The sequence below is a fragment of the Candidatus Accumulibacter aalborgensis genome (assembly GCF_900089955.1).
Classification (GTDB): domain Bacteria; phylum Pseudomonadota; class Gammaproteobacteria; order Burkholderiales; family Rhodocyclaceae; genus Accumulibacter; species Accumulibacter aalborgensis.
The window spans coordinates 24,994-42,090 of record NZ_FLQX01000035.1; the positions used below are offsets into that span (position 1 = coordinate 24,994).

Annotated in this window: 18 protein-coding genes and 1 pseudogene; 7 read left to right on the top strand and 12 right to left on the bottom strand. The window is 62.8% G+C overall.

The features are described from left to right. Positions 1-29: 29 nt before the first annotated feature. Positions 30-1,310, top strand: a complete 1,281-nt coding sequence (locus tag ACCAA_RS03145; protein ID WP_186405791.1) for a YeaH/YhbH family protein — start codon at positions 30-32, stop codon at positions 1,308-1,310. Next, entirely contained in the window at positions 1,307-2,920 is a 1,614-nt protein-coding gene (locus ACCAA_RS03150) for a SpoVR family protein (RefSeq protein ID WP_186405792.1), read from the top strand. The genes ACCAA_RS03145 and ACCAA_RS03150 overlap by 4 nt, the downstream gene beginning before the upstream one ends. A gap of 92 nt (positions 2,921-3,012) precedes the next feature. On the opposite strand, the gene ACCAA_RS03155 is transcribed toward ACCAA_RS03150, so the two are convergent. From ACCAA_RS03155 to ACCAA_RS03165, 3 genes are all read right to left on the bottom strand, one after another. Beyond that, the gene (locus tag ACCAA_RS03155) at positions 3,013-4,071 is read right to left on the bottom strand and encodes a MaoC family dehydratase (protein WP_186405793.1); all 1,059 of its coding nucleotides are present in this window, start codon (positions 4,069-4,071) and stop codon (positions 3,013-3,015) included. A 12-nt stretch (positions 4,072-4,083) separates the two neighbouring features. Continuing rightward, positions 4,084-5,163, bottom strand: coding sequence for an HpcH/HpaI aldolase/citrate lyase family protein (locus ACCAA_RS03160; RefSeq protein ID WP_186405794.1), 1,080 nt, complete (start codon positions 5,161-5,163; stop codon positions 4,084-4,086). 69 nt (positions 5,164-5,232) lie between these two features. Further along, positions 5,233-6,453, bottom strand: coding sequence for a 2-methylfumaryl-CoA isomerase (locus ACCAA_RS03165; RefSeq protein WP_186405795.1), 1,221 nt, complete (start codon positions 6,451-6,453; stop codon positions 5,233-5,235). Between the two features lie 422 nt (positions 6,454-6,875). Here ACCAA_RS03165 and ACCAA_RS03170 point away from each other — a divergent pair, with 422 nt between their 5' ends. From ACCAA_RS03170 to ispF, 3 genes are read left to right on the top strand one after another with little or no spacing between them, the layout of a single operon-like run. Next, the gene (locus ACCAA_RS03170) at positions 6,876-7,730 is read left to right on the top strand and encodes an HTD2 family dehydratase (RefSeq protein ID WP_186405796.1); all 855 of its coding nucleotides are present in this window, start codon (positions 6,876-6,878) and stop codon (positions 7,728-7,730) included. 10 nt (positions 7,731-7,740) lie between these two features. Continuing rightward, positions 7,741-8,439: a 2-C-methyl-D-erythritol 4-phosphate cytidylyltransferase gene (ispD, locus tag ACCAA_RS03175; RefSeq protein ID WP_186405797.1), complete on the top strand. Its 699-nt coding sequence runs from the start codon at positions 7,741-7,743 to the stop codon at positions 8,437-8,439. Then, a complete protein-coding gene (gene ispF, locus ACCAA_RS03180) occupies positions 8,436-8,915 on the top strand; it encodes a 2-C-methyl-D-erythritol 2,4-cyclodiphosphate synthase (protein ID WP_186405798.1) in 480 nt (159 codons plus the stop codon). Before ispD ends, ispF begins: the two co-directional genes overlap by 4 nt. Before the next feature lie 6 nt (positions 8,916-8,921). Here ispF and ACCAA_RS21880 read toward each other — a convergent pair. The 3 genes and pseudogenes from ACCAA_RS21880 to ACCAA_RS03190 all read right to left on the bottom strand — a co-directional run. Then, positions 8,922-9,047 (bottom strand): annotated as a pseudogene (locus ACCAA_RS21880) (antitoxin); the annotation flags it as partial. Positions 9,048-9,323: 276 nt separating this feature from the next. Beyond that, the gene (locus tag ACCAA_RS03185; RefSeq protein ID WP_186405799.1) at positions 9,324-9,740 is read right to left on the bottom strand and encodes a type II toxin-antitoxin system VapC family toxin; all 417 of its coding nucleotides are present in this window, start codon (positions 9,738-9,740) and stop codon (positions 9,324-9,326) included. Further along, on the bottom strand, positions 9,737-9,991 hold the full coding sequence (locus tag ACCAA_RS03190; protein WP_186405800.1) for a FitA-like ribbon-helix-helix domain-containing protein: 255 nt from the start codon (positions 9,989-9,991) through the stop codon (positions 9,737-9,739). The genes ACCAA_RS03185 and ACCAA_RS03190 overlap by 4 nt, the downstream gene beginning before the upstream one ends. A gap of 176 nt (positions 9,992-10,167) precedes the next feature. Between ACCAA_RS03190 and ACCAA_RS03195 the strand changes: the two genes are divergently transcribed. After that, complete coding sequence (locus ACCAA_RS03195) at positions 10,168-11,052, top strand: alpha/beta fold hydrolase (protein ID WP_186405801.1); 885 nt, start codon at positions 10,168-10,170, stop codon at positions 11,050-11,052. 76 nt (positions 11,053-11,128) lie between these two features. Further along, on the top strand, positions 11,129-12,559 hold the full coding sequence (locus ACCAA_RS03200) for a 3'-5' exonuclease family protein (protein ID WP_186405802.1): 1,431 nt from the start codon (positions 11,129-11,131) through the stop codon (positions 12,557-12,559). Here ACCAA_RS03200 and ACCAA_RS03205 read toward each other — a convergent pair. From ACCAA_RS03205 to mltG, 6 genes are read right to left on the bottom strand one after another with little or no spacing between them, the layout of a single operon-like run. Beyond that, positions 12,551-13,204, bottom strand: a complete 654-nt coding sequence (locus tag ACCAA_RS03205; protein ID WP_186405803.1) for an ankyrin repeat domain-containing protein — start codon at positions 13,202-13,204, stop codon at positions 12,551-12,553. The genes ACCAA_RS03200 and ACCAA_RS03205 overlap by 9 nt on opposite strands. After that, positions 13,204-13,983 carry a TatD family hydrolase gene (locus ACCAA_RS03210; protein WP_186405804.1) on the bottom strand — a complete coding sequence of 260 codons (780 nt, stop codon included), beginning with the start codon at positions 13,981-13,983 and terminating at the stop codon, positions 13,204-13,206. Before ACCAA_RS03210 ends, ACCAA_RS03205 begins: the two co-directional genes overlap by 1 nt. An 18-nt stretch (positions 13,984-14,001) precedes the next feature. Further along, positions 14,002-14,382 (bottom strand): PilZ domain-containing protein, encoded by a 381-nt coding sequence (locus tag ACCAA_RS03215; protein WP_186405805.1) that lies wholly within the window; start codon positions 14,380-14,382, stop codon positions 14,002-14,004. 6 nt (positions 14,383-14,388) lie between these two features. Further along, on the bottom strand, positions 14,389-15,429 hold the full coding sequence (holB, locus tag ACCAA_RS03220; protein ID WP_186405806.1) for a DNA polymerase III subunit delta': 1,041 nt from the start codon (positions 15,427-15,429) through the stop codon (positions 14,389-14,391). Beyond that, the gene (tmk, locus tag ACCAA_RS03225) at positions 15,426-16,061 is read right to left on the bottom strand and encodes a dTMP kinase (protein WP_245754409.1); all 636 of its coding nucleotides are present in this window, start codon (positions 16,059-16,061) and stop codon (positions 15,426-15,428) included. Before tmk ends, holB begins: the two co-directional genes overlap by 4 nt. Then, entirely contained in the window at positions 16,058-17,059 is a 1,002-nt protein-coding gene (mltG, locus tag ACCAA_RS03230; RefSeq protein WP_186405807.1) for an endolytic transglycosylase MltG, read from the bottom strand. Before mltG ends, tmk begins: the two co-directional genes overlap by 4 nt. Positions 17,060-17,097: the final 38 nt, after the last annotated feature.

Below are 17,097 nucleotides of genomic sequence, written 5' to 3' on the forward strand. Positions count from 1 at the left end.
ACAGCGACAAAGGGCCAGGAGGACATCCCATGCAACAGATCATCGATCGAAGGCTGGCCGGCAAGAACAAGTCGATCGGCAACCGCGAACGCTTCCTGCGCCGCCACAAGGCACAGATCCGCGAAGCGGTGAAGCGCGCGGTCGCCGGGCGTGGCATTCGGGAGATCGCCCAGGGTGAGGACATCCATATCCCGCGACGCGACCTCAGCGAACCGGTTTTCGGGCACGGCCAGGGTGGGCGACGCGAAATGGTGCACCCGGGCAACAAGGATTTCGTGCGCGGCGACCGCATCGAACGACCGAAGGGCGGCGGCGCCGGCAGTGGCGGTGCGGGGCAGGCCGGTGATGGCGGCGATGGCGAGGACGATTTCGTCTTCCATCTGACGAAAGAGGAGTTCATGCAGGTCTTCTTCGACGACCTGGCGCTGCCCCGACTAACGCGCACCACGCTCGCCGACACGCCCGAGTACAAGACGCACCGCGCCGGGTTGTCCAGCGACGGGACACCGAACAACCTGCACATCGTTCGTTCGCTGCGCGGCGCCATCGGCCGACGCATCGCGCTGGGCAGCGAATCACGACGCCAACTGGCCTACCTCGAAGAACTGCTCGCGGCCGTGCGTGAGGAAGCCGCAACTCAGTCACGCCGAGAACAGATCGCCGCGCTGGAGCGCGACATCGAAGCGCTGCACGCGCACATCCTGCACATTCCCTACCTCGACCCGATCGACCTGCGCTATCGCAGCCGCGTGCGGACGCCGGTGCCGACCGCCAGGGCGGTGATGTTCTGCCTGATGGATGTCTCCGGTTCGATGGACGAGGCGCGAAAGGATCTCGCCAAGCGCTTCTTCATTCTGCTCTATCTCTTCCTGACCCGGCACTATGAGCGGATCGACCTGGTCTTCATTCGCCATCACACACAGGCGCAGGAAGTGGACGAAGACGCCTTCTTCCAGGCGAAAGAAACCGGCGGCACAGTCGTGTCCAGCGCGCTGGTGCTGATGGAACAGATTATCCGCGCCCGCTACCCAAGCGGCGAATGGAACATCTACGGCGCACAGGCCAGCGACGGTGACAACTGGCATAACGACAGCCCGCACTGCCGTGAACTCCTGGCCAGGGACATCCTGCCGCTGTGCCGCTACTTCGCCTATATCCAGGTGGTCGAGCAGGAGCAGAACCTGTGGCACGAATACGCGCTGCTGGCTGAAGAGGCGCCCGAGGCCTTCGCCATGCGCAAGGCGAGCACTGTCGACCAGATCTATCCCGTTTTTCGCGAGCTGTTCAGCAAGGAGGGCAGGAGCAAATGAGCGACACCTTCAACCGCCGGCACGCCGGGCAGGCGGGAACGGCAAACGAGTATGGCGGACGGCGCTCGCAGGCGCCGTTGTCTCCCCCTTTGCCGTTGACCGAACGACCCATGTCGCACCTGCCCGCGCCGAGCGACTGGACTTTCGAGCTGCTCGATCGCTACCACGCGGTGATTCGCAGCACCGCCCAGCGCTTCGGCCTCGACACCTATCCCAACCAGCTCGAAATCATCACCGCCGAGCAGATGATGGACGCCTACGCGTCGGTCGGCATGCCGGTCAACTACCGCCACTGGAGCTACGGCAAGGAATTCATCAGCACCGACCGAAACTACCGGCGTGGGCAGATGGGCCTGGCTTACGAAATTGTCATCAATGCCAACCCGTGCATCAGCTACCTGATGGAAGAGAACACGATGGCCATGCAGGCGCTGGTCATCGCACACGCGGCCTACGGCCACAACAGCTTCTTCAAGGGCAACTACCTGTTCCGGATGTGGACCGACGCCTCGTCGATCATCGACTACCTGGTCTACGCAAAAGACTATGTCGCCGCCTGCGAAGAGCGTCATGGCATCGACGCGGTCGAACTGTTGCTGGACAGTTGCCATGCGCTGATGAACTACGGCGTCGACCGCTATCGCCGGCCGAGCAAGCTGAGCCTGGCCGAGGAGTTGGCGCGCGCCAAGGACCGTGAAATCTACGCGCAGCAGCAGGTCAATGAAATCTGGCGCACGCTGCCGCGGCGGCCGGAAAAGGAGGCCACCGAGAAACAGTCGACGCGCTTTCCCGCCGAGCCGCAGGAAAACCTGCTCTATTTCATCGAGAAGAACGCGCCGCTGCTCGAACCGTGGCAGCGGGAAATCGTCCGCATCGTGCGCAAGGTGGCACAGTACTTCTACCCGCAGCGGCAGACGCAGGTGATGAACGAGGGCTGGGCGACATTCTGGCACCACCACCTGCTGAACACTCTGTACGACGACGGTCACCTTGCCGACGGCATGATGATCGAGTGGCTCAAGTCGCACACCAACGTCGTCTTCCAGCCGCCGGTCGGCCACCCGGCCTACCACGGTTTGAACCCCTATGCGCTGGGTTTCGCGATGTACTCGGACATCAAGCGTATTTGCGAAGCGCCGACCGACGAAGATCGCGACTGGTTCCCGGATATCGCCGGCAGCCACTGGCTGGCCACGCTCGATCACGCCATGCGCAACTTCAAGGACGAAAGCTTCATCGGCCAGTACCTGTCGCCGCGCCTGATGCGCGCCTTCCGGCTGTTCGCCGTGGTCGACGACGAGAAGGCACCGACGCTCGAAGTCTCAACGATCCACGACGAAGCCGGCTATCGCGCGCTGCGCGAGGCGCTGTCGCGCCAGTACGACCTGGGTTCGCGCGAACCCGCTATCCAGGTGTGGAGCGTGAACCTGCGCGGCGACCGCTCGCTGATCCTCCGCCATACCCAGCACAACGACCGGCCGCTCGACAACGGCGCCGAAGAAGTGCTCAAGCACGTCGCGCGGCTGTGGGGCTTCCCCGTACATCTCGAAAGCGTCGGCGGCAACGGCAAGATGGCCCGCAGTTGGGTGGTCGCTCCGCCGACCGACTGAAGCCGCCGTGGCCAATGCCGGCAGGCATTATCTGGTGGCCACGAGACGATCGGGACGAAAATGGCGCGGTTTGTCCGCGGTGCGGCGGCTCGCTACGCTCGTCTCGGCATCAGCACCGTATAGTCGAAATCGAGCAGTACGCTCGGATCGAAGCCGCCATCGGCAGTCTTGTACGGAAAATCGGCGCAGGGACGGTCCTTGGTCGCCACGGTACGCAGGCGCAGCGCGCCGAGGTCGTTGCGCCCCGGCAGGATCAGCTTGTCGAGCACTTCGGACCAGGCGTAGACCGTGTCGCCGGCGAAGGTCGGAGTGACATGCCGGCCACCATTGATGGCCACGACGAGGAAGGCATTGGCCAGGCCATTGAAGGAAAGCGAGCGCGCCAGGCTGATGACGTAACCCCCGTACACTATCCGGCGGCCAAAGCGCCCGGCCTTTTCGACATGCTGGTTGAAATGCACTCTGGCGGTGTTCTGGTACAGGCGAGTGGCCATCATGTGTTCGCTTTCTTCGATGGTCGTCCCGTCCACGTGATCGATCCGTTCGCCGACCTGATAATCGTCCCACAGGTCGGGACTGCCTGACAGCGCGCAGTCGTACTGGTCGACCCGGATTCCCGCGGGAACGATCAGATCACCCACGGCGACGGCATCGAGAAGCTCCGGGACGATGGTTTCCGGGGCTGGCGACGCGGGATCACGCTTGCGAACCATGACCCAGCGGCAGTAGTCGAGTGCGATCTGCTGGTGCTGATTGACCCCGCATGTGCGCACATAGACGATTCCTGTCTTGCCGTCGCGGTTCTCCTTGACGCCGATCACCGTCGAATCGGCGGTCAAGGTATCCCCGGCGAAGACCCGGTGGCCGAAGCGGCCAGCCGCGTAGCCCAGGTTGGCGACGGCATTGAGCGAAATGTCGGGCACCGTCTTGCCGAAGACAATGTTGAAGGCCAGCAGGTGATCCACCGGCGCGCGAGGGAAGCCCAGACTGTGGGCAAAGGTATCTGCCGAAGTCATCGCAAAGCGCGAACCAGTCAGCGCCGTGTACAGCGCCACGTCGCCCTCGGTAATGGTTCTCGGTGTGGCGTGGGCGATCGTCTGCCCGACGCAAAAATCCTCGAAGAAGTTCCCCAGTCTGGTTTTCTCGTTCATCAGGCTATCTCCTTATTGTTGCGCGTGGCTGCTCGACGACCAACCGTAGGCTGCCGCCAGTTCGGGGTCCCGCCTGGCGACCAGTCGCGCCAGGTCAACGATGACTTTGGCCTGCTTCCAGGTCGCATCATCCTGCATCTTGCCGTCGATCGTCGCCACACCGCTGCCGTCGGGCATCGCTTCGAGGATGCGTTTGGCGAACAGCACTTCCTTGACGTCGGGGCTGAAGACCCGTTTGGCGATCGCGATCTGGTTTGGCGCCAGCGACCAGGCACCCGAACAGCCCATCAGGAAGGCATTGCGGAATTGTGCCTCGCACGCCGCTTCATCCTTGAGGTCGCCGAACGGGCCATAGAACGCGTGCAGGCCATGCGACACAGCCGCATCGACCATGCGCGCGACGGTGTAATGCCAGAGGTCCTGCTGGAAGAATGCGCGGCGCTGCTGGCCTTCCTCCTGGCCTGCTTCCGGGTCGGCGAGAACGCCGTAGCCCGGATGGCCGCCACCGACCCGCGTCGTCTTCATGCCGCGTGAAGCCGCCAGGTCGGCCGGGCCGAGGCTCAGGCCGTGCATGCGCGGGCTGGCACCGCAGATCGCCTCGACGTTGGTCACCCCCTGCGCGGTCTCGAGCAAGGCATGCAGGAGGATCGGCTTCTTGATCGCGTATTTCGCTTCGAGCAGCGAGACGTACTGATCGACGAAATGAATGTCCCATGGCCCTTCGACCTTGGGAATCATGATCACGTCGACCTTGTTGCCGACGTGCTTGATGATTTCATGGAGATCGTCGAGGACCCAGGGGCTGTTGAGTGCGTTGATGCGCACCCACATTGCGGTGTCGCCGAAATCGTTCTTGCTCAGCAAATCGATGAAGCCGGCGCGAGCGGCGTCCTTGGCTTCGATCGGGATGGCGTCCTCGAGGTTGCCGCACATCGCGTCACACTGCCTGGCGGTTTCGGGCGCCTTGGCGCGAATCTTGTCGATGTGCGGCGGAAAGAAGTGGATCATCCTTTCCGGTCGCACCGGCAGTTCACGCAGGGGCTGTGGCGCACCGATGGCGAGCGGCTTGTAGAAGTGGACTGGTAGCTTCATGGCAATTTCCCTGATCAAAAGAATGCGGGTGGGTGCGGCGCCGGCAGCAGGCCCGCTGCCGGCAGCTTTTCACTTGGCTCCGGCGACGACGCGCGCGTCGTGCAGGCGGCCGATTTCGGCTTCGCTCAGGCCGAGGATTTCGAGCAGAATCTGATCGGTGTGTTCGCCCAGTTTCGGTGCCGGCATCGCCGGCAGGCGCGCTACGCGGTCGAAGTCGAGCGGCGTCGAAGGCATCAGGTACGACCCGATGCCGGGCTGTTCGGTGAGGGTGAACAGCGGATTGTCGGTCGAGCAATCGGGGTCAAGCGCTATTTCCTCACGTACCGTGCGATAGGGGCCCCAAGCGACGCCGTGCGCATCGAGGGTCAGCGCCGCTTCAGCCAGGGTGCGCGCGTGGAACCATGGTTCGAGCAGCTTGGCGATCTCCTGGCGAGCGCGATAGCGATTGCCCTCGTCCTCAAAGTCGAGGCCCAGCCGTGCGGCGAGGGCGCTGACTGGCTCGCGAAGACCGGTGGCCTTGGTCAGACGCCGCCACTGCATGCCGGTAAGGCCGACGACCATCAGGCGCTTGCCGTCCAGCGTTGCGAAGTCGCGACCAAAAGCACCGTAGAGATAGTTGCCCTGCCGCGGTCGGTCGGCGTCATTGACCATGACTTCGGCAATCATGCCGAAATTGCCGAGCATCGCCAGCGCCACGTCCTTCAGCGCCAGACGAACCAGTTGTCCTTCGCCGGTCAGTCGCCGGTGCCGTTCGGCGGCGAGCAGACCGAGGGCGATCATCTGGCCGCTGATGAAATCCCACGCCGGGAAGACGTGGTTCACCATTTCCGGCGAAGTGTCTGGACCGGTCATCATGGGCAGGCCCATCTGTGGGTTCAGCGTGTAATCCACTTCCGAGCTGCCATCGCGACGCCCGGTGAGATTGACCATGATCAGGTCCTGGCGTTGCGCCTGCAGCGCTTCGTAGGCGAGCCAGCCTTTGGCCGGAAAGTTGGTGCTGAACAGGCCAGCGTGCTCACCCGGCGCGCAGATCAGTTGGGTGAGCAGCTCCTGTCCGCGCGGCAGGCGGAAGTCCACAGCGATCGAGCGCTTGCCCTTGTTCAGTCCCGCCCAGAACAGGCTGTGTCGACCATCGAGCGTCAGCGGCCAGCGACCGTAGTCCAGGCCGCCGCCGATCGGGTCGAAGCGGATCACCTCCGCGCCTAGTTGGGCCAGCGTCATGCCACCGAGCGGTGCGGCAACGAAGGCCGATCCCTCGACGACGCGCAGGCCCTTCAGAATTCCTTCCATTGCTTCCTCCAGTCCGGCGGCCGGCGTTCAGAGTTGAAAGTGTTCCCGGCGCAGTGAGCCACACTCTCAGTCATGACCGATCCTCCCGACATCCGAGCCGCAGAGCTTGCCCACTTCGTGATCTTGCCAGACGCGGCGACGGCGCGTGGCGCACAGTATAGGAGTAAAAATGGTTATTGGCGCAAAGATCTGACGGTCCCGGCAACTGCTCGACCCCATCGTGCGGCAACTTGAGTTTGCACGCTGGCTGTGCTGTACTTGTCGAACGGTCATGACTTTGCAAGACGCCTCGATAATGAAAGTTGTGACTGCTTCCCTCACCCCCGACCCGTCTCCCGCAATGCGGGAGAGCTGAGATTCGTGAGTCGCTGTCGCGACTTTCAAAGGAACTGCATGCGCACAATCCCGAAAGGATCGCCGTGATGACCGACTCGACAACAGACTACGCGCAATGGATTGGCCGTCAGGAGACCACCGACGATGACCTGGCACTGGCGCCGGCGCTGGCCGCAGCGGCGACTTTCGACGACACGCTGACCCGGTTCGAAAAGGGAAGCGCACTGCCACCCCTGTGGCACTGGTTCTATTTTCTGCCCAGAGCGCCGCAAGCGCTGCTCGACGTCGACGGTCATCCGCAGCGTGGCGGCTTCATGCCGCCGATTCCCTATCCGCGACGGATGTTTGCCGGCGCGCGCATGCGCTTTCACCGCCCGTTGGTGATCGGTCAGCCGGCACGCCGCGAGGCCACGATTCGCGACATCAGGCAGAAGTCGGGACGTTCCGGCTCGCTGGCCTTCGTTTCCGTCGTTCACAACTTCTATCAGGATGGCCTGCTGTGTATCGAGGAGGAGCAGGACATCGTCTACCGCGAACCGGGGCCGGCGGTGGCCTGCCCGCGAGCGATCGACTGGAAACCGGTGCCCGCCGGCGCCTGGTCGCGAATCGTCACGCCGGACCCGCGACTGCTGTTCCGCTTTTCGGCGCTGACCTTCAATGCCCACAGGATCCATTACGATCGTCCCTACGCGACCGGGGAAGAGGGTTACCCCGGCCTGGTCGTGCACGGACCGCTGACCGCAGTTCTGCTCATGGAACTGGCCAGGAAGCATGTCGCGCGGCCGGTCCGCGAATTCAGTTTCCGCGGTCTGGCGGCGCTTTTCGACCTGGCACCGTTTCGACTCGTCTGCACAGTTGATGATGGCCAACTATCCCTCGAGGCGCAGGCACCGGATGGCGCGCTGGCGATGAGCGCCAGCGCCGAACTGGCAGCGGCCTGAACATCACCCAATGCCAAACTACTACGCAATCGTTCCCGCTGCCGGTATCGGGTCACGCTTCGGCGGCGAAACGCCAAAACAGTACCGCTTACTAGCCGGGCGACCCATGCTCTACCACAGCCTCGCAGCCGTCTGCCGCTGCCCGCGCATTGATCGCGTCTGGGTGGTTCTTTCCCCAGACGATACCTGCTGGCGACAGCACGACTGGACAAGTCTCGGCTACAAACTGGAGACCGTTTTCTGTGGTGGCACGACACGATCCGAAAGCGTTGCCAATGGCCTGCACGCCGCCGCGACCGCCGCCGATGACGACGACTGGGTGCTGGTGCACGACGCCGCGCGACCCTGCCTGTCGCAAGCGATGCTGGCTGCGCTGTGTGACGAACTGGCCGGCGATCCAGTAGGCGGCATTCTCGCCGTGCCAGTGGCCGATACCCTGAAGCGCGCCGACGCCGACCAGTGCATCGCGAGTACCGAGTCGCGCGACGGCCTGTGGCAGGCACAGACCCCACAGATGTTCCGCTACGGACTGCTGACCCGCGTGCTGGCCGAGCACCGGGGCTGCACCGACGAAGCCTCCGCGATGGAGGCCGCCGGCTGCAGACCGAGGCTGGTTTGTGCCGACGCCAGCAACCTCAAGGTGACTTATCCGGCCGATTTACGCCTGGCCGAGACGATCTTGCAGGCGAGAATACGGGTAGACGAATGATCCGTATCGGACAAGGCTGCGATATTCACGCGCTGGTTCCTGGCCGCAGAATGATTCTCGGCGGCGTCGAGATCGCGCATCACAGCGGACTGCTCGGCCATTCCGACGCCGATGCGCTGCTGCACGCCGTTACTGACGCGCTGCTTGGCGCGGCAGCGCTCGGCGACATCGGCCGCCATTTTCCCGAAACCGACGAGCGTTATCGAGGCGCCGATAGCCGGCAACTGCTGCGCGCGACGCTCGCGCTGCTGGCCCAGGACGGCTGGCGGGTGGGTAACGTCGACGCGACGATCATCGCTCAACAGCCGAGAATGGCGCCTTATCTGCCGCAAATGGTAGCCAACATCGCTGCCGACCTGCAGGTAGCCGCAAGCTGCGTCAACGTCAAGGCGAAAACCGCTGAACGCTTGGGTTTTATCGGGCGAGGGGAGGGTGTCGCGACCGAAGCAGTGGTGCTGATTAGCCGAGACGTCTGAGACTGGGAGAAGCCGATCATGCTGGAGGATGACTTCGTCACAGGGTAGTTCGAATTCGCGTGGAATGCGCAAGGCCTGGTTACGTCCATTACGAAACAGCCGGGCGTGCCGTTCTTTAGCAGTATTGGCCATCAGGAAATCCCTGAAGTTAACATAGGCCAAGCATCTGCCTTGAATGAGCGGTCGTCAAGCTACGCTCTCTATGGCAAGTGCGTGTACTTTACATAATACAAATTATGCGAAGTCAGAGCAACTTGTCCGCCGGTCCCTGATGAGGCTCATATACTCTCAATGGTGCCGTTGGATTTCCTATCCTTCAGACCGAGTAACGGACTCAGAAAGACGCTCTTGAGCAACGCCACCGCGAAATCGGCACTCCGCTACCTTCGGTGCCGCGTGGCGGCACCTCTACGCTTCCCACGGATTGATGACGGTGACGCTGGCGGCCTCATAGGGAGCCGTGTCGCGTGACGCCACGATGAACCTCCGCGAAGCTGCAATCGCGGCGATGTAGCCGTCAGGTGTCGGGAATCCTCGTCCGCCGGCCTTGGCTGTCACAGCCAGCTCGGCATAGCACCGTGCTGCATCAGTGTCGAATGGCAGCACCCGATCCCTGAACAGTCCCATCAGACCGTCAAGGGCCTGTGTCAACATGTCCTTGCGCTTGCCGCCTGGGAGCGCCCCGATGCCAAACAGAAGCTCTGCCAGCGTCACACTGGACAGATACAGCGTTTCGGCGACTTGTTCATTCAGCCAGGCCCGCACGGCCGGATGCGGCTCGGGTTTCATCGCCTCGGAAACGACATTGGTATCGAGGATGATCATTCAAACCTCAGCGGCTCGGCCGGTGTCTTGTCTCTCCCTTGGTTGAAGACCTCGTAATCCTCGTTTGTCAGGCCGATCTTGCGGCCCAATGCCGCGAGGGCTTCACCCAGGCGAACGCGCGCCTCTGGCTTGACCGCGATCGCCAGAATCTCGCGGACCTCGGCCTCAGTGCTATGCCCATGTTGAGCGGCCCGCACCCGTAATGCGCGGTGTACGTCGTCGGGCAAATTACGTACTGTCAGCATTGCCATAGCGGCACCTCACAAAGATACACTCGATGCATTCATTTTACTAAAATGTATGCAATCCTTCAAGGCTGGCTGAGCGCGTTAGCCATGTCATCAGGGGCGATTCAGTGGTAAATTGCAGGGCGGCAGGTCCATCGGTCCATCCTGTCGCTGACTTCAACTTTCGCCTTCGCTCTCCTATGCCACAGATTACTGCCAACAAGCTGCAATTCGAATATGAAACCTTTGGCGACGCGTCGGCGCCGGCCGTCCTGCTGATCATGGGACTTGGCGCGCAACTGGGTCGCTGGAATATCGAACTCTGTGAGGCACTTGTCGACCGCGGTTTTCGCGTCATTCGCTTCGACAACCGCGACTGCGGCCTGTCGAGCAAGCTCGACGAGGCGGACGTTCCGGATGTCGGCCAGGCACTGCGCACCGGCACAGCACCGATGGCACCCTACGCACTGGAAGACATGGCGGCTGACAGCGTCGGTCTGCTCGACGCGCTGGGTATCGACTCGGCGCATATCGTCGGCGCGTCGATGGGTGGCGCGATCGCCCAGATCATTGCCGCGCTTTACCCGCAGCGCACGCTGTCGTTGACCTGCATCATGACCACCAGCGGCCATCCCGAGCTGCCGCCGCCGACGCGCGAGGCGGCGCAGGCGCTGTTTGCGCCATTGCCGGCGGCTCGCGACAAGGACAGCCTGGTGGAAGACGCCATGCGGCGCCAATTGGCTGTCGCCAGCCCCGATTTCCCGAGTTGTCCGCAGCGCCTGCGGGACTTGCTCACCGAGGAGCATGAGCGCGGCTTCCACCCGCGCGGGGTGACGCGCCAACTGGCGGCCTTCCTGGCCAGCGATCATCGCCGCGATCTGCTGCAGACGATCCGCGTGCCGACGCTCGTTGTGCACGGTGCTGAAGACCCACTGATTCCGGTTGCCTGCGGTTACGATGTCGCCGCCCACATCGCCGGTGCAGAAATCCGGGTGATCGAGGGCATGGGCCATGATCTTCCGCTGGCCCTGACCGACGTTTTCGCCGATGCCATCGCTACCGTGGCGCATGCGCGACAAGCCTGAGTCCCGTGTGCCCATCCTCGGCCACCCGCCGGCTGCCGTGCCCAGCCTGCTGGCAACGCACGCTTCCTGAGTGCCGATGAACGCGGTCCTCGCTCCGGAACCGCTGGTCTTCGTCGATCTTGAAACCAGCGGAGCGAATTTTGCAAACGATCGGATCATCGAAATCGGCCTGGTCGAAGTGGATGCCGAGGGTGTCCGTGAATGGAGCGTTCTGGTCGACCCCGAAACGCCGATCTCGGCCTTCATTACCGGCCTGACCGGCATCGACGACGCCATGCTCTCCGGCGCAGCGACTTTCCGGCAACTGGCACCGACGTTGCTGGACAGGCTGAGCGGACGCCTGTTCATCGCCCACAATGCGCGCTTCGATTACGGCTTCCTGCAGCGCGAGTTCAAGCGACTGGGCCTCGACTTCCGCGCACCGGCGCTTTGTACCGTCAAGCTGTCGCGCAAACTCTTTCCCGAACACCACCGGCACAGTCTGGATACACTGGTCGCGCGTCACGGTCTGAGGGTGGGCGGCAGTCGCCACCGCGCCCTTCCCGACGCGCGCCTGTTGTGGGATCTATGGCAGTGCTGGCATCAGCAACTGCCGAGCGAAACGATCCGCTGCGCGGTCACGGCCATCGTTGGTCGTCCGGACCTGCCGCCGCAACTCGATGCGGCGCTGATCGACGACCTGCCCGAGGCGGCCGGTGCTTATGCGTTTTTCGGCGACGACGGCCGCTTGCTGCTGAGCAGGCGCAGCAGCAACATTCGGCAGCAGGTGCTGGCCCATTTCACTGCCGCCAACCGCGAAACCCCCTTGGTTCGCGACACCTGGCGCATCGATTGGCGAGATGCTGCAGGCGAACTGGGCGCGCGTTTGCGGGAGATTGAACTTCAACTCGCCGCCTCACCGTCTGCCGCCAGTTCAAGTCCGTGGCCGCGTCCAGCGGCCGATGAACTGTGCTCCTGGCAGTTGCTGCAGGCTGCCAAAGGCGATTTCCGGCCGCAACTCGTTGTCGCCGCGGAAGTTGATTTCGCTTTGGCCGACGACCTGTTCGGCTTCTACCCAAATCGCCGCGAAGCCTTGCGAGCCTTGCGCAAGCTGGCTGACGCCCATCACCTGTGCCACCGCCAGTTGGGGCTAGAGGAAACGGCACGAGGAGAAGCCTGCGCCGCCTACAGGCAGAAGAACTGTCGCGGCGTCTGCATCGGTAAGGAAGCCGTGGCGCTGCATAGCGCCCGGCTGCTGACCGCGCTGGCCAAGTTCAAAGTGAAGGTCTGGCCCTACAAGGGGCCGCTGGCGCTAATTGAACGCGACGAGTTCGGAATGCGCGAAGATATTCACCTGGTCGACCGCTGGCGCCATGTTGGCACAGTACACAGCGAAGAGGCGCTGCAGGCCTGCCTCGCGAATGGCCCCAGCGGCCTCGGCTTCGACCCCGACATCTACCGCATCATCCACAAGGCACTGCAGGCCGGCAAAGTCCGCATTCGCGCCCTGCCCCCTTTTTCACCTTGACGGCTGGGGCGCGTCGCCGGCGCGGCCGCCCGCCTTGCGCAAGAGGTCGGCGATATCGGTGTTGTCGGTCTTCAGTGCCCAGTCGATGGCCGTCGCGCCACGCTCATTGGCGATGTTCGGATCTGCCTTGTTCTTCAACAGGAGTTCTACCAGTTCGAGGTGTCCGAAGCGTGCGGCGAAGAGCAGCGCCGTCGAGCCATTTTCTGTCCTTGCGTTGACCTCGGCACCTTTGCTGAGCAGGTATTCGGCTACCGCGGTATGGCCTTTGAAAGCGGCGTAGATCAGCGGCGACCAGCCATAAAGATTGATGTCGGCACCTGCTTCGACGAGTCGCTGGACAAAATACATGCGCTCCCGGTAGGCAGCCAGGCTCAGTGCGGTCTCGCCATGGCGGTTGCGGGTATTGATCCGGGCGCGGTGGCGCAGCAAGTAGTCGAAGAACTCCTTGTTGTCGCGATTCACCGTCTGCATCAGCAGCGTGTTGCCGGCGGCATCGACCGAGTTGACGTCCATGCCACGGGTGATCAACTGGATGGCCCACGGCGTATCAGCGGAGATCAGCGCTTCCTCCATGTCTTCGTACACCCCGGCTGCGGCAAAGGCCGGCAGGAGCAAGGCAAACAGTAGAGCGACAGTTTTCTTCATCAGGGACCTTTTTTCAGGGCTTCAGGAAACAGACGGAAGAAATTATCCGTCGTGGCGTCAACAACTTCTTGATAATCCAGACCACGCAGTCGCGCCACCTCCTCGGCAACGTGCTTGACGTAGCCAGGCTGGTTGGTCTTTCCCCGATATGGAACCGGAGCGAGATACGGTGAGTCGGTTTCGACCAGGAGCCGGTCGAGCGGAACGCGCCGGGCGACGTCCCTGACCGTGTGCGCATTCTTGAAGGTCACGATGCCGGACATGGAAATGTAGAAACCCTGATCAAGCGCCGCTTCGGCGACCTCCCAGTTCTCGGTGAAACAGTGCATCACGCCCCCTGCTTCGCCTGCCTCCTCCTCTTTCATCAGCCGCAGGGTATCGGCTGCCGCATCTCTGGTGTGCACCACCAGCGGCTTGGCGGCCTCACGAGCGGCGCGAATGTGCGTCCGAAAGCGCTCTCGCTGCCACTCGGGCGCGTCCTTGTGCCAGTAGTAATCCAGCCCGGTCTCGCCGATGGCGATGACTCTCGGATGGCGAGCCAGGTCGACGAGTTCGACGATGCTCGGTTCTTGCACCGCAGTCGCCTCGGGATGGACACCGACCGAGGCGAGCAGCATCGGCCAGGCTTCAGCCAACGCCAGCACACGCGGCAGGTCCTCAAGCGTGACGCTGATGCACAGGGCGCAACCGACATCATTACTTGCCATTAACGCCACGATCTCGGCGATCCTCGCGGACAGATCAGGAAAGTCAAGGTGGCAGTGCGAATCAACCAGCATGTGGCAAGCGTCAGACCGTCAGATGGTGTGTGTCGGGCGACCGGACTGCATGACTCCGCCGAGGAGGCCTTCGATACGCCGGCGAGCCTCGGTACCGGCGTCATCGTTCTTGAAATGAACGCCTATTCCCTGTGCCTTGTTGTTCTGGGCGCCAACCGGCGTGATCCACACCACCGTACCCGCAATCGGTAGTTTTGCCGGATCGTCCATCAGCGATAGCAGCATGAACACTTCGTCGCCGATGGAATAGTTGCGGGTGGTCGGAACAAAGACGCCTCCATAACGCAAGAGCGGCATGAATGCGGCGTAGAGCGCCGACTTCGAGTTGATGGTCAGCGACAGGACAGTCGGCCGCGGTACGGCAGGGACCGCTGGCTTGTGCTGGTTTGCGTCTGGCATAGCGCCTCAGGAGGTTCGGAAAAGACGGGTGTAGTTCAGGAAAAAGTCTTCGAGAAACAGGCGGCTATTCAGGGGTTGCTCGCACTGGCGCTGGTATTGTATCGCCTTTCGGTTGAACACCAAAAGCCTGCGCGTGTCGGTCGCTTGCGCCAGGCGTTGGAGCAGCGCTGCCTGCGCCAGAAAGTAGCGTGGCGGCAGACCCTCGCTAGCCAGAGTCAGATCGAAGAGCCATTTCTGTGCCCAGTCGAGCGTGCGTTTCAGAGGCGCCGGCCGTTTTTCCGCCTTCACCACCTTGTCCATCTGGGCGGCGCCGGCCAAGGGGTCAAGGCGCTCGGCTCGCGAGACCTGCGCCAGCAGCGAATCGAGCAGCGCGCGCTCGTTGCTGCCAGCGAGTTCAAGCGCCAGCAGCGGCGAACCACCGGCCAGCGCCAGCCAGTCTCCGGCGTCGCATACGCCGGCCTGGTGCAGCCATTTTGTCGCCGTGTGGACCGCCGGCCGTCGCACGGGAATCGACTGACAGCGGCTACGAATCGTCGGCAGCAAGCGGTGAGGCTCACTTGAAACCAATATAAATACGGTACCTGAAAGTGGTTCTTCAAGTGCTTTCAGAAGTGCGTTGGCGGTCGCACGATTCATCGCCTCAGCCGGGTTGAGCAACACCACGCGCGCACCATGGCGGTGAGTCCCCAGATGGAGAAAGTCATCCAGTGCACGCACCTGATCGATGGTGATTTGCTGGCTTGGTTTCTTCTTGCCCGCTTCCTCGCCGGCCACCACATCTCCCCCCTCGCCTTCGGTGAGAGCACCTGGCAGCAGCAAGCGCAAGTCCGGGTGGTGACCCTGCGCCAGCCAGCCGCAGGCCAGGCATCTGCCGCAGGCGCTGCCCACCGTGGTGAGCTTCTCGCAGAGCAGCGATTCGGCAAAGGCGCGCGCCAGATCGAACTTGCCGATTCCTCGCTGGCCCGTCATCAGAAGTGCGTGCGGCAACTGCGCTCGCCTGGCACCAAGTTGCTGCCAGACTTGATCGTGTAGTTCAATTATGTTCATAAACAGTACGTCACAATGTTTGTTTCAACCAGTTTCTGGATTGTTTCCGGCACCTGATCGGCGTCGATCACCCGCATGCGCCGCGGCGCCGCGGCCGCACGCTCGAGATAAGCGACGCGCACACGCTCGTGGAAGTCGGCCCGTTCGTGCTCGAAGCGGTCCAACTCACGCGCCTGAGCGGCTATTCGCCGGCCTGCGATCGGCGAGGGCAGATCGAAGAGCAGCGTCAGATCAGGTTGCAGGTCAGCATGTACCCATTGTTCGAGTTGGGTGAACTTTCTCCGTTCAAGGCCACGGCCACCACTCTGGTAGGCGTAGGTTGCGTCGCTGAAACGGTCGCAGATGACCCAGTCGCCACGTTCCAGTGCGGGTTCGATCACCTGTGCCAAGTGCTCGCGACGGGCGGCGAACATTAGCAGGGCTTCGGTCTCGAGGTGCATGGCTTCGTGCAGCAGCAGTTCGCGGAGCTTTTCACCGAGCGGCGTGCCGCCGGGTTCGCGGGTCGAGATCACCGGCAGGCCGCGCCCGCGCACGAACGCCGCTGCGGCGGCAATATGGCTACTCTTGCCCGCACCGTCGATGCCCTCGAAAGTGATGAATTTGCCGCGCGGCTTGCGCTCGCCTGGGATCAATATTTTCCGCCTTTCTGATAACGCGTCACCGCCTGCCGGTGTTCGTCGAGCGTACGCGAAAAATGACTGCTGCCGTCGCCACGCGCGACAAAATACAGCGCTTCGGTGAGTGCCGGATGCATTGCCGCTTGTACGGAAGCCAGGCCCGGCATGGCGATCGGTGTCGGTGGCAGACCAGGACGCGTATAGGTGTTGTAGGGGGTATCGCTGAGCAGGTCGCTCTTGTGCAGTTTGCCGTCGAAACGCTCACCCAGCCCGTAGATCACCGTCGGATCGGTCTGCAGCAGCATCTCCCGGCGCAGGCGGTTGACGAACACGCCGGCAATCAGGGATCTGTCTTCCGCACGGCCGGTTTCCTTTTCGATGATCGACGCCATGATCAAGGCCTGGTAGGCATCACGATAGGGGAGTCCCTCCGCCCTCGCCTGCCACTCTCGCGCCAGGTGTCGCTGCATCGCCCGTCGCGCACGAGCCAGCAAATCGACATCGCTGCTGCGCTTGGCAAAGAGATAGGTATCGGGAAAGAAAAGGCCCTCGGCAGCCTCTTCCGGCGCACCGATCAGGCTCATGAGTTCGCTTTCCGACACTCCGGCGGTGTCGTGCCGAAGGTCCGGATTCGCGTCCAGGCGCTCGCGCATCTGGCGGAAGGTCCATCCTTCAATGAAGGCGAGTTCGCCTTGTGTGACATCGCCACGAGTCAGTTTCCGCAACAGGTCCAGCGGCGTGACACCACGGTCGATGGCGTAACTGCCAGCCTTGATCGACGTCTCGATGCGCAGCCAGCGAGCAGCAAGGACCAGCATCCAGGGGTCGAGTTCGGCACCCGCCGCGGCGATCTCGCGGACGGCAGCGCGCAGGCTGCTGCCGGGCGCGATGGTAAATTCAATCTGCTCGCGCGGCAGAGCGATCGGCGACAGCAGCAGCGACGCAAAAACGGCCGCCAGCAGCAAGACCACAAGCAGAGCGACAATGAACAGGTTTCGGAGGTGTTTGCGCATCAATCCGGCGAAGCGGGGCGGCTGCTGGGGCTGGGACG

Coding starts and splice junctions, on each gene's coding strand:
- ACCAA_RS03145 (WP_186405791.1), top strand. CDS start 30: ATGCAACAGATCATCGATCGAAGGCTGGCCGGCAAGAACAAGTCGATC.
- ACCAA_RS03150 (WP_186405792.1), top strand. CDS start 1,307: ATGAGCGACACCTTCAACCGCCGGCACGCCGGGCAGGCGGGAACGGCA.
- ACCAA_RS03155 (WP_186405793.1), bottom strand. CDS start 4,071: ATGAACGAGAAAACCAGACTGGGGAACTTCTTCGAGGATTTTTGCGTC.
- ACCAA_RS03160 (WP_186405794.1), bottom strand. CDS start 5,163: ATGAAGCTACCAGTCCACTTCTACAAGCCGCTCGCCATCGGTGCGCCA.
- ACCAA_RS03165 (WP_186405795.1), bottom strand. CDS start 6,453: ATGGAAGGAATTCTGAAGGGCCTGCGCGTCGTCGAGGGATCGGCCTTC.
- ACCAA_RS03170 (WP_186405796.1), top strand. CDS start 6,876: ATGACCGACTCGACAACAGACTACGCGCAATGGATTGGCCGTCAGGAG.
- ispD (WP_186405797.1), top strand. CDS start 7,741: ATGCCAAACTACTACGCAATCGTTCCCGCTGCCGGTATCGGGTCACGC.
- ispF (WP_186405798.1), top strand. CDS start 8,436: ATGATCCGTATCGGACAAGGCTGCGATATTCACGCGCTGGTTCCTGGC.
- ACCAA_RS03185 (WP_186405799.1), bottom strand. CDS start 9,740: ATGATCATCCTCGATACCAATGTCGTTTCCGAGGCGATGAAACCCGAG.
- ACCAA_RS03190 (WP_186405800.1), bottom strand. CDS start 9,991: ATGGCAATGCTGACAGTACGTAATTTGCCCGACGACGTACACCGCGCA.
- ACCAA_RS03195 (WP_186405801.1), top strand. CDS start 10,168: ATGCCACAGATTACTGCCAACAAGCTGCAATTCGAATATGAAACCTTT.
- ACCAA_RS03200 (WP_186405802.1), top strand. CDS start 11,129: ATGAACGCGGTCCTCGCTCCGGAACCGCTGGTCTTCGTCGATCTTGAA.
- ACCAA_RS03205 (WP_186405803.1), bottom strand. CDS start 13,204: ATGAAGAAAACTGTCGCTCTACTGTTTGCCTTGCTCCTGCCGGCCTTT.
- ACCAA_RS03210 (WP_186405804.1), bottom strand. CDS start 13,983: ATGCTGGTTGATTCGCACTGCCACCTTGACTTTCCTGATCTGTCCGCG.
- ACCAA_RS03215 (WP_186405805.1), bottom strand. CDS start 14,382: ATGCCAGACGCAAACCAGCACAAGCCAGCGGTCCCTGCCGTACCGCGG.
- holB (WP_186405806.1), bottom strand. CDS start 15,429: ATGAACATAATTGAACTACACGATCAAGTCTGGCAGCAACTTGGTGCC.
- mltG (WP_186405807.1), bottom strand. CDS start 17,059: ATGCGCAAACACCTCCGAAACCTGTTCATTGTCGCTCTGCTTGTGGTC.